The sequence below is a fragment of the Spongiibacter sp. genome (genome assembly GCF_041602295.1).
GTDB lineage: Bacteria > Pseudomonadota > Gammaproteobacteria > Pseudomonadales > Spongiibacteraceae > Spongiibacter.
Map to the genome: position 1 here is coordinate 1 of NZ_JBFIGO010000070.1, position 15483 is coordinate 15483.

Sequence of the window (15483 nt, forward strand, 5' to 3'; positions counted from 1 at the left end):
CCGGATGAAGCGTTTGACGGCGTTCACCGACCCTTGGGCGGATCAGTTTAATACCGGTTATCAGCTTACCCAGTCATTGATCGCCTTTGGTCGCGGCGAGCTAACCGGTGTCGGCTTGGGGAATAGCGTGCAGAAATTGTTTTATTTGCCCGAAGCCCATACCGATTTTGTGTTCGCCATTTTTGCCGAGGAGTTTGGCTTTTTGGGTACGTTGGTGATCTTGGGTCTGTTTGTCGGCCTGGTTGGCCGTATTTTGTACATTGGTCGCTACGCCGAGAGCACCGGGCGGCAGTTCCATGCCTTTGTTGCTTACGGCGTGGCGATGATGATCAGCGCCCAGGCGTTTATCAATATGGGGGTGAATACCGGCTTGCTGCCGACCAAGGGGCTGACGTTGCCGTTTCTCAGCTACGGAGGCAGCAGCCTGATGGTCTGCATGGCGATGGTGGCCTTGGTGGCCCGCATTGAGCGCGAGTGCAGGGGGGAGCATGGCCAGTAAGTATTGCGTGCTGATAATGGCCGGGGGTACCGGTGGACACGTTTTTCCCGCGCTGTCGGTGGCCGAGGAGCTGCGCGAGCGGGGTGTGGAGCTGCATTGGCTGGGAACGGCGGCCGGTATTGAAGCTCGCCTGGTGCCGGCTGCAGGCATCCCCTTGCACTGTCTGAATATGGCGGGTGTGCGCGGTAAAAATCCGTTGTTTCGCCTTGCTGCTGTGTTTAAGGCAAGTTTTGCGGTGATTAAAAGCATGCTGTTATTGCGTCGCCTGAAGCCCTTTTGTGTGATCGGCTTGGGCGGCTATGCGTCGGGCCCTGGCGGACTGGCGGCAAAGTTGATGGGGATTCCGTTGCTTATCCACGAGCAAAATGCGGTTGCGGGTACGACTAATCGCCTGCTGGCCACCTTGGCCAGGCGCTGCCTAACCGGCTACCCCATTGATTTGGGCGGCAGCAAGAATTGCTATATCGGCAATCCCGTGCGCGCTGAAATTGCTGCGATTGCGCCGCCGCAGGAGCGTGTACAGGAGTCAAGTGGCGGTCTAAAGGTCTTGGTGTTGGGCGGTAGCCTGGGCGCGAAGGCGATCAATGACTGCATGATCGAGCTGTGGCCGATGTTGGCCGATTTGCCGGCTGCGCAATTGTGGCATCAGACGGGCCGCGCTCACCAAGAGTCCGTGCGTCAAGCTTATCAAGCTGCGGGTGTGAGCGTGCGCGCGGATGCTTTTATCGAAGATATGGCCGAGGCGTATGCCTGGGCCGATATTGTCGTATGTCGCGCCGGGGCGTTGACCGTCGCCGAGTTGAGCGCAGCCGGGGTCGCGGCCATTTTGATTCCTTTGCCCCATGCTATCGACGACCACCAGCGCGCCAATGCCCAGTGGTTTGTCGATGGCGGCGCCGGTGAAATTATCGACCAGCGCGATCTTAGTGCCGGACAGTTAGCGCGACGCTTGCGCGAATTTGCGCAACAACCGGAGTTGCTTCGCCGCCGTGCTTTGGCCGCGCGTGGGCTGGCGAAAACTGATGCCGCGAAAGTCGCTGCTGACTGCTGTATGGAGTTTGCCCATGGTCACTAAGCACCCGTTTATTGTGCCGGAGATGCGCAGAGTCAAGCGTATTCACTTTGTGGGCATTGGTGGCGCCGGTATGTGCGGTATTGCCGAGGTGTTGTTGAACCTGGGGTATGTGGTGTCCGGCTCCGATTTAAAAGCGTCGCCGAGCACGGCCCGCTTGCAGCGACTGGGCGCGAATATCGCTTTTGGGCACGACGGCGAACGCATTAGTCACTGCGACGTGGTGGTGACTTCCAGCGCAGTTAAAAGTGATAACCCTGAAGTTGTGGCGGCGAGTGAGCGGCGAATTCCGGTGGTGCCACGGGCGGAGATGCTCGCGGAGTTGATGCGTTATCGCCACGGTATCGCGGTGGCCGGCACGCATGGCAAGACCACCACAACCAGTTTAATTACCTCTATTTTTGCCGAGGCCGAGCTGGATCCGACGTTTGTGATTGGTGGCCTGGTCAATAGCGCCGGCACGAACGCGGCACTGGGAGAGAGCCGTTATCTGGTTGCCGAAGCCGACGAAAGTGATGCGTCGTTCTTGCATTTACAACCGATGGTGTCGGTGGTGACGAATATTGAAGCCGATCATATGGACACCTATGGCGGCGACTTTGGGCGGCTAAAAAAGACCTTTATTGAATTTTTGCACAATCTGCCATTTTACGGGGTGGCGGTGGTGTGTATCGACGATCCGGTACTGCGTGAACTGCTGCCGGATATCGGTCGACACACTCTGACTTACGGCTTTGCCGAGGACGCGGATTTTCGTATTCACAGTGTCGAGCAAGATGGGCTAATCAGCCGCTTTAAAGTGGCGCGCCGCGGCGCCGGGGAGCTGTCCCTGTGTCTCCATCAACCGGGATTACACAATGTGTTGAACGCCACCGCCGCGATTGCGGTGGCCAGTGATGAGCACCTGGATGATGCGGCGATTTGCCGGGGCATAGAAAATTTTCAAGGGGTTGGGCGGCGTTTCCAGCGCTATGGCGAACAGCCCCTGGCCGAGGGCAGTTTTATGTTGGTGGATGACTATGGCCACCACCCCACTGAAGTGGCAGCAACGATTGCCGCCGCGCGTCAGGCTTGGCCTGATCGCCGTTTGGTCATGCTCTATCAGCCCCATCGATATACGCGCACCCGCGACCTTTACGAGGACTTCGTTAAAGTCCTTGCCAGTGCGGACGCGCTGGCCCTGTTAGATGTATATGCCGCGGGCGAAGCGGCAATTCCCGGTGCGGATAGCCGCAGTCTGTGTCGGAGCATCCGCTTGCAGGGGAGTTTGGAACCGCTGTTTCTCGACAGCCCTGACAGCGCTTTCGAACAACTGAAACCGCATTTGCGCCCCGGCGATGTTTTGCTCACCCAGGGGGCGGGGAATATCGGTGCTTTGGCGCAGCAATTGGCAACACAGGATTGGACATAGGCGTGGCAATGGCAGAGTTGGCTCTTAACGACATCACATCCCGCATCGGTAGCGGTTTAGCCGTGCTGCTTGGTGGCAACAGCGCCGAGCGCGAGGTTTCGCTGCGCAGTGGTGCCGCAGTTGTCGAGGCGCTGGAGCGCGTCGGCTTGGCGGTCACTGCAATCGATACCGCTGATGCGGATTGGATGGTGAAGCTTTCCGGCTTCAGTCACTGTTTTCTGGCGTTACATGGGCCCGGCGGTGAAGACGGCACGGTGCAGGGAGCGCTGGAATGCTTGGGCGTCAATTATACCGGTAGTGGCGTGATGGCATCGGCGCTGGCTATGGACAAGTTGCGCTGCAAATTGCTGTGGCTGGGCTGTGGCTTGAGTACCCCCAAGTTTGTAGAGCTGGACGAGCACAGCGACTGGCAGGGAATTGCTCGCGAGCTGGGTGAGGTGATTGTCAAACCGGCCTGTGAGGGCTCGAGTATTGGTATGTCGAGGGCCAGTAGCGCTGGCGAGCTGGAAGCGGCCTGGCAGCTTGCACGGCCCTATGGCCGAGTGTTTGCGGAGCAGTGGATCAGTGGCGGTGAATACACCGTCGCGGTGCTAGATGGCGAGGCGCTGCCGGCCATTCGCTTGGAAACCGATGCGGAGTTTTACGATTTTAATGCCAAATATATTTCCGACAGTACGCGCTATCACTGTCCTGCCGGACTGACTGACAGTGAAGAAGAGGAGCTGCGGCAGCTGGCCCTGAAGGCCTTTGATGCTGTCGGCTGCCGGGGATGGGGGCGGGTCGATGTTATGCGGGATGAGCGCGGCCGCTTCTATTTATTGGAGGTCAACACGGTGCCGGGCATGACCGATCACAGCCTGGTGCCGATGGCGGCTAAACAGGCCGGCATGGATTTTGACCAGCTGGTGCTGAAGATATTGCGCAGCAGCCTCGTTAACGGTGATGCACAAGATGGCGGCTAAGGAGAATCGCTTTAAAAGTTCGCGCGTGGCGGAGCGGCGTCGCAGCACGGATCGCCGCGAATGGGGCCGCATTGCTAATCGCTTGTTGCTGATCGCGGTGACCCTGGGTTTTGTCTATGGCGTGGAGAAACTGGGCGCGCGCTTAGATGCCATTCCGGTTGAGCGAGTGGTGTTTGCGGGCGATTTGCAGCGCGTCGATAGAAATGTATTGGTTGAACGGGTAACGGGACACCTCGCGGTGGGCTACATCGGTTTGGATCTGGCGGCGATCCAAACTGAATTGGAGCGTGAACCCTGGGTATATCGGGCGGTGGTAGAGCGGCTGTGGCCGCGTGAACTCAAGATTACCATTGTTGAGGAGACGCCAATCGCCGTGTGGGGGCGGGGTGGCTTGCTGAATCACCGGGGGCGCATCTTTGTGCCCAAGGACGACAGCCAGCACAGTGAAGCACTGCCGCGGCTCGATGGCCCTGAGGGCAGTGCTATCGAAATCATGCGTCAGTACCGTCTGATGAGTCAGTTACTGGGCGACGAGAAATTGACTCTGCAACACCTCGAAATGGACGCTCGCGGCAGTTGGACCGCGCGTATTGATCAGAACGTTGAATTGGTCATGGGGCGGCGAGAGCCGCTGGAAAAATTACGGCGATTTCTGTGGGTTTACCGCGAGTATTTAGCGGCAGATTTCGCCGGCATAGCGCGGGTTGATATGCGCTACATCAACGGTCTCGCGGTTGCGTGGACCGAACACAGTAACAGGGGATAACAATGCACAGCGAATATTGCATAGCAGCCAGTGGCCACGGCCGTATCGAATTCGCCCGCTGCAATGCTTGGGGGAAGCGCCGCAATGTCTAATTCAAATGCCGGAAGAATGGTGGTAGGCCTGGATATTGGCACCTCTAAGGTGGTGGCGATAGTTGGGGCGATCAACGATGAGAATAAGCTAGAAATCGTCGGCATCGGCTCTCACCCCTCGCGAGGGTTGAAGAAAGGCGTGGTGGTGAATATAGAGTCGACAGTGCAGTCGATTCAGCGGGCGATTGAAGAAGCGGAGTTAATGGCCGGTTGTGAGATTCACAGCGTGTATGTCGGTATTGCCGGCAACCATATTCGCAGTCTCAATTCCCACGGTATTGTCGCCATTCGCGATCGCGAAGTGTTTCAGCTGGACCTTGAGCGGGTGATTGACGCGGCTCAGGCCGTGGCGATTCCCGCCGACCAAAAAGTGCTGCACATTTTGCCTCAGGAATTTGTGATCGACGAGCAGGAGGGCATCAAAGAGCCTCTGGGAATGTCGGGTGTGCGTTTAGAGGCCAAGGTTCACCTGGTGACCTGCGCGGTAAATGCCGTGCAAAACATTGAAAAATGTATTCGGCGCTGTGGCCTGGAAGTGGAAGACGTCATTCTTGAGCAGTTGGCGTCTAGCTACTCGGTGTTAACTGACGATGAAAAAGAGCTGGGTGTCTGTCTGGTGGATATTGGTGGTGGCACCAGCGATATCGCCATTTTCACTGACGGCGCGATTCGCCATACAGGCGTTATTCCCATTGCTGGCGACCAAGTGACCAACGATATTGCCATGGCGCTGCGCACGCCGACGCAGTATGCCGAAGAGATCAAAATTAAATATGCCTGTGCCTTAACCCAGTTGGCGGGAGAGGGAGAAACCATCAAGGTGCCCAGCGTTGGAGAACGGGCGCCCCGCGAACTGTCGCGACAGGCTTTGGCCGAAGTGGTTGAGCCGCGATACGACGAGCTGTTTACCTTGGTGCAGGCCGAGCTGCGCCGCAGTGGCTATGAGGACTTATGTGCAGCGGGGATCGTGCTCACCGGGGGGACCTCCAAAATGGAAGGCGTTGTCGAGCTGGCTGAGGAAATTTTTCACATGCCAGTGCGCATCGGCTCACCTCAGGATGTGCGCGGCTTGACAGATATTGTGCGCAACCCGATTTACGCCACTAGTGTTGGCCTACTGCACTACGGCATCAAGCATCAGATGGAAACGGGCGGGCGCAGCCGCGTTCGCCAGGAAGGCTTTGTCTCCAGGTTGAAAAACTGGGTACAGAATAATTTTTAACAAGCTAATAACGATTTTAACGAAGTAGTAACGGGCGCGTTTTGGCAGCGCGGCTGACATTGCAAAAAGGGAGAAAAACCATGTTTGAACTCGTAGATAACGTTCCTCAGAACGCAGTAATTAAAGTTGTTGGGGTCGGTGGCGGCGGCGGTAACGCTGTTAAGCACATGATTGCCAATTCCGTTGACGGCGTAGATTTTATCTGTGCCAATACCGATGCCCAGGCGCTGACCGACGTGATGTCGAAGACAGTGCTGCAGCTGGGTACCACGATCACCAAGGGTCTGGGGGCGGGAGCCAACCCCGAGGTGGGACGTCAGGCGGCGATGGAAGATCGCGATCGTATCGCCGAAGCCTTAGAGGGCGCGGATATGGTGTTTATTACCGCGGGTATGGGCGGCGGCACGGGCACGGGTGGTGCGCCGGTGGTGGCTGAAGTGGCTAAGGAACTGGGAATCCTTACGGTGGCTGTGGTGACCAAGCCCTTCCCCTTTGAGGGCAAGAAGCGGCTGACTGTGGCCGAAGCGGGTATGAAGGAGCTGCGTCAGCATGTCGACTCGCTAATCACTATTCCCAATGAAAAGCTGCTGCCGGTACTGGGTAAAAATACCAGCTTGCTGGACGCCTTTAAGGCGGCCAACGACGTATTATTGGGGGCCGTACAGGGTATTGCCGATTTGATTATCCGTCCGGGCATGATTAACGTCGATTTCGCTGACGTGCGCACGGTAATGTCGGAGATGGGCATGGCCATGATGGGCAGTGGTGTCGCACGCGGTGAAAACCGTGCTTGTGAGGCTGCCGAGGCGGCGATCCGCAGTCCCTTGCTGGAAGACGTTAATCTGGAAGGCGCGCGCGGCATTTTGGTAAATATTACCGCGGGATTGGACCTGTCCCTAGGCGAGTTCAGCGATGTCGGGGATACTATCAAGGAATTTGCGTCGGAGGACGCTACCGTGGTGGTGGGTACGGTGATCGATCCGGAAATGAGCGAGGAGCTGCGTGTAACCGTAGTGGCGACTGGCTTGGACGGTATTGCCCAAGAAGCGCCGTTGAAGGTGATCGATAGCAAGCCGGTTGAGCGTGCCAGTGACTACCGCAAGCTGGACCGCCCCACTATTATGCGCAACCAGCAAGCTGCTGCGGCTCGTGAAGCCGTTGCCGCCGCGCCGGTTGTCGAGGACAAGGATATGGAATACTTGGATATTCCTGCCTTTCTGCGACGCCAGGCTGACTGAAGCGCAGACACAGCGGTAGCAGCGGGCGCCACCCACCGGGTTTCCGGTGTGGTGCTGCGTTCAGCGGCGTCTTTGCGTTTTTGAAAGAGTGTGAAACATGATCAGACAACGAACATTACGCAATACCATCCGGGCGACCGGCATTGGTCTGCATACCGGGGAGAAAGTGTTCCTGACCCTTAAGCCCGCGCCGGTAGATACCGGGGTGATCTTTCGGCGTACGGACCTGAATCCCGTTGTCGAGATTCACGCTCACGCAGAGAATGTCGGTGATACCACCTTGTCTACTACCTTGGTGAATGGCGACGTGCGGGTATCAACGGTAGAGCACTTGCTGTCGGCGATGGCGGGTCTGGGTATCGATAATGCCTATGTCGAACTCAGTTCCTCGGAAGTGCCGATTATGGACGGCAGTGCCGGCCCCTTTGTTTTTCTTATCCAGTCTGCGGGGATAGAGGAGCAAAATGCGCCGAAGAAGTTTATCCGTATCAAACGTCCGGTGACGGTAAAAGATGGCGATAAAGTTGCCAGTTTCCTCCCTTTTGACGGCTTTAAAGTCTCTTTTACCATCGATTTTGATCACCCTGTGTTTCGCGACCGCACCGGACATGCTGAGCTCGATTTCTCCAGCACCTCCTTTGTGAAGGAGGTGAGCCGGGCGCGTACTTTTGGGTTTATGCACGAAATCGAGTACCTGCGCTCTCAGGGCCTGGCTCAGGGCGGCAGCGTCGACAATGCCATTGTGGTGGATGAATACCGGATTCTGAATGAAGATGGTCTTCGCTACGAAGATGAATTTGTAAAGCACAAAGTGTTGGACGCAATCGGCGACCTCTATCTATTGGGGACGAGTTTGATTGGTGAATTTAAGGCGTTTAAGTCTGGCCACGGCTTGAATAACGCCTCGCTGCGCAAGCTGATTAAAGAAACCGATGCATGGGAATGGGTGACGTTTGACGACCCCGCTGACGCGCCGATTACCTACGCTGCCGCCGCTGCGGTAAATGCCTGACTCTCTGCTGTTCCACGGTTCGCGTGCAGCGGGCCGGGAATGGCAATATTTGCTCATCTATGCGATATTGCCCCTCGGCGGCGCGACGCTCGTGCGGCCCCTGCTCACGCCTGTTTATTGAGACATAGTCCACAGAGACCGATGCCATGTCGCCCTTGAATTTCGGCATCGAGCCTTCATTGACGTAGTCTAGCGCTGCGCTGTCGCATATCAGGCAGGAACTCAAATTTTCCGGGAAAAGCAACGACTCATCATGATCACAGCAGTAGTCAAAAAGGTATTTGGAAGCAAAAACGACCGCGAGCTTAAGCGCATGCGCAAGGTCGTTGCACGCATATCGGCCATGGAAGAGGAGATGACTGCGCTGGATGACGCGCTGCTCCAGGCCAAGACTGGCGAGTTTCGTCAGCGGCTGGCGGCTGGCGAAACATTGGATCAGTTGTTGCCTGAAGCCTTTGCGGTGGCCCGGGAGGCTGGCCGTCGGGTGCTGGGTATGCGGCATTTTGATGTGCAGCTTATCGGTGGCATCGCGATGCACGAGGGTAAGATCGCCGAGATGCGCACCGGTGAGGGTAAAACCCTGGTGGCGACACTGCCGGTTTACCTCAACGCGATTGCGGGCCAGGGTGTTTTTGTTGTCACCGTGAATGACTATTTGGCGCAGCGCGATGCCAACTGGATGCGCCCGCTCTATGAATTTTTGGGCTTGAGCGTCGGTATTATTCGTACTGGCCAGAGCGGTGAGGAAAAGCGCGCCGCCTACGAGGCCGATATCACCTACGGAACTAACAACGAGTACGGCTTCGATTATCTGCGCGATAATATGGCCTTTGCGGTGGAAGACCGTTATCAGCGCGAGTTGAATTTTGCCATTGTCGACGAAGTCGATTCTATCCTTATTGACGAGGCGCGGACCCCGCTTATTATTTCCGGCCCGTCTCAAGATAGTTCGGCGCTGTACAAGCAGATTAACCGCTTTATTCCCAGCCTAGTGCCTGTGCCGGAAGGCGAAGAAGGCACGCCGGCGGGGGTGGAAGCAAGCGAGGGGCATTATTCGGTAGACGAGAAAATGCGCCAGGTGGAGCTCAACGAAGCGGGTCACCAGCTGGTTGAAGAGCTGCTGATCAAGGAAGGTCTGTTGAGTGAGGGCGACAGCCTGTATTCGGCCAGCAATCTTAATTTGCTGCACCATGTCAATTCAGCACTTCGCGCTCATGTACTCTTCCATAACAACGTCGAATACATCGTACAAAACGATCAAGTGGTTCTGATCGATGAGCACACCGGCCGCACCATGCCCGGTCGGCGCTTATCAGAGGGGCTGCACCAGGCGATTGAGGCCAAAGAGGGCGTGACGGTGCAAGCCGAGAGCCAGACATTGGCTTCGACGACCTTCCAGAATTATTTCCGCCTGTTTAATAAGTTGGCGGGGATGACGGGGACGGCGGATACCGAGGCCTTTGAGTTCAAACAAATTTATGGTTTGGATGTGGTGGTTATTCCGACCAACAAGCCCAGTGCCCGGCGTGATCTGAATGACTTGGTCTACCTTACCAAGGCCGAGAAATACGACGCCATTGTCGATGATGTGAAAGACATTGTTGAAAACGGCGCGCCGGTGCTGGTGGGTACTGCATCCATCGAAACCTCGGAAGAGATGTCTAAACGTTTCAAGCAGGCCGGGATCCCCCACAAGGTTCTTAATGCCAAGTACCACGAGCAGGAGGCCGAGATTATCTCCCAGGCGGGTCGCCCTGGTGTGGTAACGATCGCGACGAATATGGCTGGCCGCGGTACTGATATTGTCCTTGGCGGCAGTGTCGAGGCTGAGATTGATCAGCTGGACGCACCTTCCGAAGCACTGATTAATGAGCTGCGCGAAGCCTGGAAGCTGCGTCACGAACAAGTTATACAAGCCGGCGGCCTGCATATTATTGGCACCGAACGCCACGAATCCCGCCGTATCGACAACCAATTACGCGGTCGGGCTGGTCGCCAGGGTGACCCGGGACTGTCGCGTTTCTACTTGTCGCTAGAAGACAGCTTGATGCGTATTTTCGCATCCGATAGGGTGCGCGGCATAATGCAGGCCTTGGGGCTGGAAAAGGGTGAGGCCATTGAGCACCGGATGGTGTCCAACGCCATCGAAAAAGCTCAGCGCAAAGTTGAGGGGCGCAACTTCGATATTCGTAAGCAGCTGCTGGAATACGATGATGTTGCTAACGATCAACGGCAGATTATTTACCAGCAGCGCAACGAATTGCTGGAGTCCGAGGATATTAGCGAAATGCTCGCGGTGATCCGCGATGATGTTGTGCAAGACACCATCAGTGAGTACATCCCCATGCAAAGTATGGTGGAGCAGTGGGATGTTGCCGGCCTAGAACGCCGTTTGGAGAGTGACTTTGAGCTGAAGTTAACCATCGGCCAGTGGCTCGATGAGGATAAAAAACTACAGGAAGAGGGTGTTCGCCAGCGGATTATCGACGCGGTAAATGCCGCCTATGCGGCCAAGTGTGCGCAAGTGGGCCCCGATATGCGCAAGATTGAGCGCCATATTATGTTGCAGGTGCTGGACACCTTGTGGAAAGAGCACTTGGCGACGATGGACCATCTGCGTCAGGGCATTCATTTACGCGCTTTCGCGCAGAAAAACCCCAAGCAGGAATACAAGCGTGAGGCCTTTGAGCTGTTTCAGCAAATGCTGGAGAGCTTAAAGCAAGAAGTGGTGCATTTCCTGGCTCGACTTCAGCTTCAGCAGGACGAGAGCCCTGAAGAGCTCCAGCGCCAGCGTCGCGAAGAAGAAGCGCGGCGTGCGATGCAGTTTCAGCACGCCGAAAGCTCGGCCCTGGAAGAGGCTGATGTTGCCGCCGAAGCCAGTGCTGTGGCGCCGCCCGAGACCTTTGTTCGCGAGGGTCGCAAGGTCGGTCGCAATGAACCCTGTCCTTGTGGTTCGGGTAAGAAATACAAACAGTGTCACGGCAAGCTCGATTGAGCGGAGAGTAAATTTCCTATGGCGGTAGGTTCGGGCAAGTTCGGCCATTTGCATCCGGTGGCCGGGGTGCGCATTGGTATTGCCAGTGCGGGGATTAAAAAAGTAGGGCGCAAGGACACTGTTGTCTTTGAGTTGAGCGAAGGCAGCACCGTGGCCGGTGTCTTTACACTGAATAGCTTTTGCGCGGCGCCGGTTACGGTAGCGAAATCCCATATTGCGGCTGGGGATAGTCGTTATCTGTTGATTAATACCGGTAATGCGAATGCTGGCACCGGTGAGCAGGGGCTGGACGATGCCTGTCGCTGCTGCGCTGCTTTAGCGGAGTTGACCGGTGTTGCCGCCAAGCAGGTCTTGCCCTTTTCCACTGGGGTGATTGGCGAAGCCCTGCCGGTAGAAAAAATTCTCCGCGCCTTGCCTGACGCCCTGTCAGATCTCAGCGAGGATAATTGGTCGGCTGCTGCCAGCGGCATTATGACTACCGATACCCGCCCCAAGGCTTGTTCGCGCCAATTGCAGTGGCGGGGGCAAACCATAACGGTGACCGGTATTTCCAAAGGCGCGGGCATGATTAAGCCGAATATGGCGACCATGCTTGGCTATGTGGCCTGTGATGCCGCCATCGCTGCGCCCTTGCTGCAACGTATGGTGGATCGCTCTGCGAACGCCTCGTTTAATCGCATTACCGTCGACGGCGATACCTCGACGAATGACGCGTGTATGTTAATCGCCAGCGGTGAGTCCGGTGTGGTGGTCAGCGAGCAAACCCCTGAGTTACTTGCCGCTCTGCAGGCGCTACTCGACGAGGTATTCTTGGACCTGGCGCATGCGATCGTGCGCGACGGAGAAGGGGCCACTAAGTTTGTCGAGGTGGCGGTTGGTGGTGCGCGCGATGGGGCCGAGGCATTGAAAGTTGCGTACACCGTGGCGGAGTCGCCTTTGGTGAAAACGGCACTGTTTGCCAGTGATCCCAACTGGGGGCGTATTCTCGCTGCAATTGGACGGGCCGGTGTTGAGCAGCTGGATGTGAATGGTGTGCGGGTGCATTTGGACGAGGTGTTGATCGCCGAGCGGGGTGGCCGTGCCGAGTCGTATACCGAGGCTGCGGGTGCCGCGGTGATGAAGCAGGACGAGATCACTATTCGCATCGACCTCGGTCGCGGTGACGCCAGCGACAGAGTGTGGACCACCGACTTCTCCTATGACTATGTCAAGATCAATGCCGAGTACCGCAGCTAAGCCGCCGATTCGCGTTGCCGTTGGCGTGATTTGTGACGGTGCTCAGAATATCTTGATCGCCAAGCGTCCCGCGCATTTGCACCAGGGCGGCCTGTGGGAATTTCCCGGAGGTAAGATTGAGGCCGGCGAGTCTCTGTCGCAAGCATTGGTTCGGGAGCTGCGCGAGGAGCTGGGTATCGCCGTGAACCCTCAGGCCTGCGAATCACTGGTGGATATTGAGCACGATTACGGCGACAAGGCCGTGCGCTTGGAGGTCTGCTGGGTGCGGGACTTTTCCGGTGAGCCCGAGGGGCGCGAAGGGCAGCCATTGCGCTGGGTGTCTGTGGAGGCTTTGGCGGACTATGCCTTTCCCGTGGCCAACCAGGCGATTATCCAAGCGCTGCTAAACGCTGAGTCCCTCAGCCACTAGCTACTGGGGGCGTTCCAGGTCACTGCTGAGCATATCTTCGTAGTCAGGCTGGCCGGGGATATGGTGTTCCTCGTTAGACCATGCGACAAAATCCTGGTTTTTGCATTGCTCACTACAGAACGGTCGAAACGGATTGCTGCTGTCCCATTGCTGCGCTGCTTTGCAGGTCGGGCAGGGGACGATTGGTTTATGATTGGCCACGCTTAGCTTTCTCCTCTGCGAGCACCAGGTAACGCTGGTGCAGGGCCTCTACTTTGCTGTCGAGTGACGCAAGATCGCCGCTATTATCCAGGACATCGTCAGCGGCATCCAGGCGTTGTTGACGGCTGGCCTGGCTGGCCATGATGCGTTCTACTTGGCTGCGGTCATTGTCATCGCGAGTCATTGTGCGGCGCAGTTGTGTGGACTCAGACACGTCGACGACCAGCAGCCGGTCGCAGAGTGCTTTTTGGCCGCCCTCCACCAGTAGCGGTGAGACATAGAGTCCGTAGGGGCTGGCGATATTGCTGAGCTGCTCCAGTGTCTTTTCGGCGATAAGCGGGTGAAGCAGGGATTCCAGCCACTGTTTTTCGTCGGGCTCGCTAAAAATACGTTGGCGCAATGCCGCCCGGCGCAGCTTGCCGTGGCTGTCGAGCATGTCGTCGCCAAAGTGTTCTCGTATGCGCTCCAAGGCGGCGCTGCCCGGTTCAACGACCTCGCGGGCAATGATGTCGGCGTCGACCACGGTGATGTGTCGTTGGGCAAAGCGGTCGGAAACCGCGGTCTTGCCGCTGCCAATGCCGCCGCTCAGGCCAATAATTAGTTTCGTCATTGTTGTCCTTGTCGCTTGGCGCCTATTGGCTGAGTAGGGGAAGCCCCGCCATGCCCAGATAGCTGTTCAGCAGGCGTTCGCCCCAGTACAGGGCAATCAGTCCTGCGGCTGCCAGATACGGGCCAAAGGGGATTGCTGCAGTACCATTGCGCCCCTGCAGCAATAACACTAGACCGCCGAAGACTGCGCCGACCACGGATGACAGCAGGATAATGACCGGCAGCATCTGCCAGCCCAGCCAGGCACCGAGTGCCGCCAGTAGTTTGAAGTCGCCAAAGCCCATGCCCTCTTTGCCGGTGAGCAGTTTGAATAGCCAGTAGACCGACCACAGTGAGAGGTAGCCGAATATCGCCCCCCATACCGCATCGTTGAGAGGCACGGTGCCGCTCAGTGCGTTATAGCCAAGGCCCAGCCATAACAGCGGCAGTGTCAGGCTGTCGGGCAGCAGCTGGTGGTCAATATCGATCATGGTCATGATCAATAGTGCCCAGCTGAATACGATCACAGCTAGTGACTGCCAGCCAAAGCCAAATTGCAGTGCGGCGAATACCGCCAAGGCGGCGGTTGCCAATTCGACTGCCGGATAGCGCGGGCTAATAGGTGTTTGACAGCTTGCGCAGCGGCCGCGCAACAATACATAGCTGATCAGTGGGATGTTCTGCCAAGCCTTCACTGGGCCTCCGCAGCTAGGGCAGTGGGAGTTGGGGAAGGCCAGGTTGAACGTTTGGTCGTCAGTGCTGCTGCCGTTGTCCTGCTCTAATATCAGTCGGCATTCCTGTTTCCAGCGAGCTTCCATCATTTTGGGCAGTCGGTATATAACCACGTTAAAAAAACTGCCGAGCAGCAGGCTGAAGCCGGCGAGTAACGAGAGGGTGAATACTGGGTTGGATTGTAGATATGTCAGGGCGGGCATTGTTTGAGCCTAAAAGTAAAACGGCGCCGCAGCGCCGTGTGAGTATATGGGGAATGTTAATTTAGATCGCTGAACCGAGCATAAATATCGGCAGGTACATGGCGATCATCAAGCCGCCTACCAGCACACCGAGTACCGACATAATAAAAGGTTCCAGTAGCGCGGTGAGTGAGTCAACGGCGTTATCGACGGCTTCCTCGTAATGGTTAGCTACTTTATCCAGCATCTCGTCTAGTGAGCCGGATTCCTCACCAATCGATACCATTTGCAGCAGCATGGTTGGGAAGAGGTTGGTAAAGCGTATGGCTGAATAGAGGGTCTGGCCGGTGGTGACGTCGTCGCGGATTTGGATAATGGCCTTATTGTAAACGGCGTTGCCCGCTGCCCCTGCTACCGAATTGAGTGCTTCCACTAGTGGCACGCCGGCACCAAAGGTGGTGGCTAGTGTGCGGGAGAAGCGTGAGATAACTGAATTAAAGATAATGTCGCCAATGGCAGGGAGTTTTAATGAAACTTTATCCACCCAATCTGAAAATGACGTAGAGCGCATCCTCGCTTGGCCAAATGCGAATACGGCAAGCACAATACTACCAAAGAGTAGGTACCAATTTGCCTGCATCCACTCAGACATGCTGACTACTAGCTTAGTGAATGCAGGTAAATCAGAACCAAAACTTTGGAAGGTCTCTGCAAATTGAGGGACAACTTTGATCAGTAGTATCGCTGTAACGATGACTGCGACAACAATAACGGCTATAGGATAGGTAAGGGCTTTTTTGATTTTGGCCTTTAGTTGTTCCGTCTTCTCTTTATACGTTGCTACCCGATCCAGCATCAGCTCCAAG

15 protein-coding genes are annotated in these 15483 nt (G+C 56.4%); 11 read left to right on the forward strand and 4 right to left on the reverse strand.

Annotated features, from left to right (window positions below):
- From ABYM29_RS11350 to mutT, 11 genes are all read left to right on the forward strand, one after another.
- A partial coding sequence (locus tag ABYM29_RS11350) for an FtsW/RodA/SpoVE family cell cycle protein (protein WP_372864877.1) occupies window positions 1-499 on the forward strand: 499 nt, incomplete at its 5' end.
- Complete coding sequence (murG, locus tag ABYM29_RS11355; RefSeq protein WP_372864878.1) at window positions 489-1574, forward strand: undecaprenyldiphospho-muramoylpentapeptide beta-N-acetylglucosaminyltransferase; 1086 nt, start codon at window positions 489-491, stop codon at window positions 1572-1574. The genes ABYM29_RS11350 and murG, both read left to right, overlap by 11 nt.
- A complete protein-coding gene (murC, locus tag ABYM29_RS11360) occupies window positions 1564-2982 on the forward strand; it encodes a UDP-N-acetylmuramate--L-alanine ligase (RefSeq protein ID WP_372864879.1) in 1419 nt (472 codons plus the stop codon). The genes murG and murC overlap by 11 nt, the downstream gene beginning before the upstream one ends.
- 8 nt (window positions 2983-2990) lie before the next feature.
- Entirely contained in the window at window positions 2991-3944 is a 954-nt protein-coding gene (locus tag ABYM29_RS11365; protein ID WP_372864880.1) for a D-alanine--D-alanine ligase, read from the forward strand.
- Entirely contained in the window at window positions 3934-4710 is a 777-nt protein-coding gene (locus ABYM29_RS11370) for a cell division protein FtsQ/DivIB (RefSeq protein WP_372864881.1), read from the forward strand. Before ABYM29_RS11365 ends, ABYM29_RS11370 begins: the two co-directional genes overlap by 11 nt.
- An 84-nt stretch (window positions 4711-4794) precedes the next feature.
- Window positions 4795-6024: a cell division protein FtsA gene (gene ftsA, locus ABYM29_RS11375; protein WP_372864882.1), complete on the forward strand. Its 1230-nt coding sequence runs from the start codon at window positions 4795-4797 to the stop codon at window positions 6022-6024.
- An 80-nt stretch (window positions 6025-6104) separates the two neighbouring features.
- Entirely contained in the window at window positions 6105-7262 is a 1158-nt protein-coding gene (gene ftsZ / locus ABYM29_RS11380; RefSeq protein WP_372864883.1) for a cell division protein FtsZ, read from the forward strand.
- Between the two features lie 97 nt (window positions 7263-7359).
- A complete protein-coding gene (lpxC, locus tag ABYM29_RS11385; RefSeq protein ID WP_372864884.1) occupies window positions 7360-8274 on the forward strand; it encodes a UDP-3-O-acyl-N-acetylglucosamine deacetylase in 915 nt (304 codons plus the stop codon).
- 253 nt (window positions 8275-8527) lie between these two features.
- Complete coding sequence (secA, locus tag ABYM29_RS11390) at window positions 8528-11269, forward strand: preprotein translocase subunit SecA (RefSeq protein ID WP_372864885.1); 2742 nt, start codon at window positions 8528-8530, stop codon at window positions 11267-11269.
- A gap of 18 nt (window positions 11270-11287) precedes the next feature.
- Window positions 11288-12505, forward strand: coding sequence for a bifunctional glutamate N-acetyltransferase/amino-acid acetyltransferase ArgJ (gene argJ, locus ABYM29_RS11395; protein WP_372864886.1), 1218 nt, complete (start codon window positions 11288-11290; stop codon window positions 12503-12505).
- Window positions 12486-12914, forward strand: a complete 429-nt coding sequence (mutT, locus tag ABYM29_RS11400; protein ID WP_372864887.1) for an 8-oxo-dGTP diphosphatase MutT — start codon at window positions 12486-12488, stop codon at window positions 12912-12914. Before argJ ends, mutT begins: the two co-directional genes overlap by 20 nt.
- Here mutT and ABYM29_RS11405 read toward each other — a convergent pair whose 3' ends face one another.
- From ABYM29_RS11405 to ABYM29_RS11420, 4 genes are all read right to left on the reverse strand, one after another.
- Window positions 12915-13115, reverse strand: a complete 201-nt coding sequence (locus tag ABYM29_RS11405) for a DNA gyrase inhibitor YacG (RefSeq protein ID WP_372864888.1) — start codon at window positions 13113-13115, stop codon at window positions 12915-12917.
- Entirely contained in the window at window positions 13102-13725 is a 624-nt protein-coding gene (gene coaE, locus ABYM29_RS11410; protein WP_372864889.1) for a dephospho-CoA kinase, read from the reverse strand. The genes ABYM29_RS11405 and coaE overlap by 14 nt, the downstream gene beginning before the upstream one ends.
- Before the next feature lie 22 nt (window positions 13726-13747).
- Complete coding sequence (locus ABYM29_RS11415; RefSeq protein ID WP_372864890.1) at window positions 13748-14638, reverse strand: A24 family peptidase; 891 nt, start codon at window positions 14636-14638, stop codon at window positions 13748-13750.
- Window positions 14639-14699: 61 nt separating this feature from the next.
- On the reverse strand, window positions 14700-15483 hold a 784-nt coding region (locus ABYM29_RS11420; protein WP_372864891.1), incomplete at its 5' end, for a type II secretion system F family protein.

What these genes read in the sequence shown, in the direction of transcription:
- ABYM29_RS11370 (WP_372864881.1), top strand. Translation starts at nt 3,934, where the DNA reads ATGGCGGCTAAGGAGAATCGCTTTAAAAGTTCGCGCGTGGCGGAGCGG.
- secA (WP_372864885.1), top strand. Translation starts at nt 8,528, where the DNA reads ATGATCACAGCAGTAGTCAAAAAGGTATTTGGAAGCAAAAACGACCGC.
- murG (WP_372864878.1), top strand. Translation starts at nt 489, where the DNA reads ATGGCCAGTAAGTATTGCGTGCTGATAATGGCCGGGGGTACCGGTGGA.
- ftsA (WP_372864882.1), top strand. Translation starts at nt 4,795, where the DNA reads ATGTCTAATTCAAATGCCGGAAGAATGGTGGTAGGCCTGGATATTGGC.
- ABYM29_RS11365 (WP_372864880.1), top strand. Translation starts at nt 2,991, where the DNA reads ATGGCAGAGTTGGCTCTTAACGACATCACATCCCGCATCGGTAGCGGT.
- argJ (WP_372864886.1), top strand. Translation starts at nt 11,288, where the DNA reads ATGGCGGTAGGTTCGGGCAAGTTCGGCCATTTGCATCCGGTGGCCGGG.
- lpxC (WP_372864884.1), top strand. Translation starts at nt 7,360, where the DNA reads ATGATCAGACAACGAACATTACGCAATACCATCCGGGCGACCGGCATT.
- ftsZ (WP_372864883.1), top strand. Translation starts at nt 6,105, where the DNA reads ATGTTTGAACTCGTAGATAACGTTCCTCAGAACGCAGTAATTAAAGTT.
- ABYM29_RS11415 (WP_372864890.1), bottom strand. Translation starts at nt 14,638, where the DNA reads ATGCCCGCCCTGACATATCTACAATCCAACCCAGTATTCACCCTCTCG.
- murC (WP_372864879.1), top strand. Translation starts at nt 1,564, where the DNA reads ATGGTCACTAAGCACCCGTTTATTGTGCCGGAGATGCGCAGAGTCAAG.
- coaE (WP_372864889.1), bottom strand. Translation starts at nt 13,725, where the DNA reads ATGACGAAACTAATTATTGGCCTGAGCGGCGGCATTGGCAGCGGCAAG.
- mutT (WP_372864887.1), top strand. Translation starts at nt 12,486, where the DNA reads ATGCCGAGTACCGCAGCTAAGCCGCCGATTCGCGTTGCCGTTGGCGTG.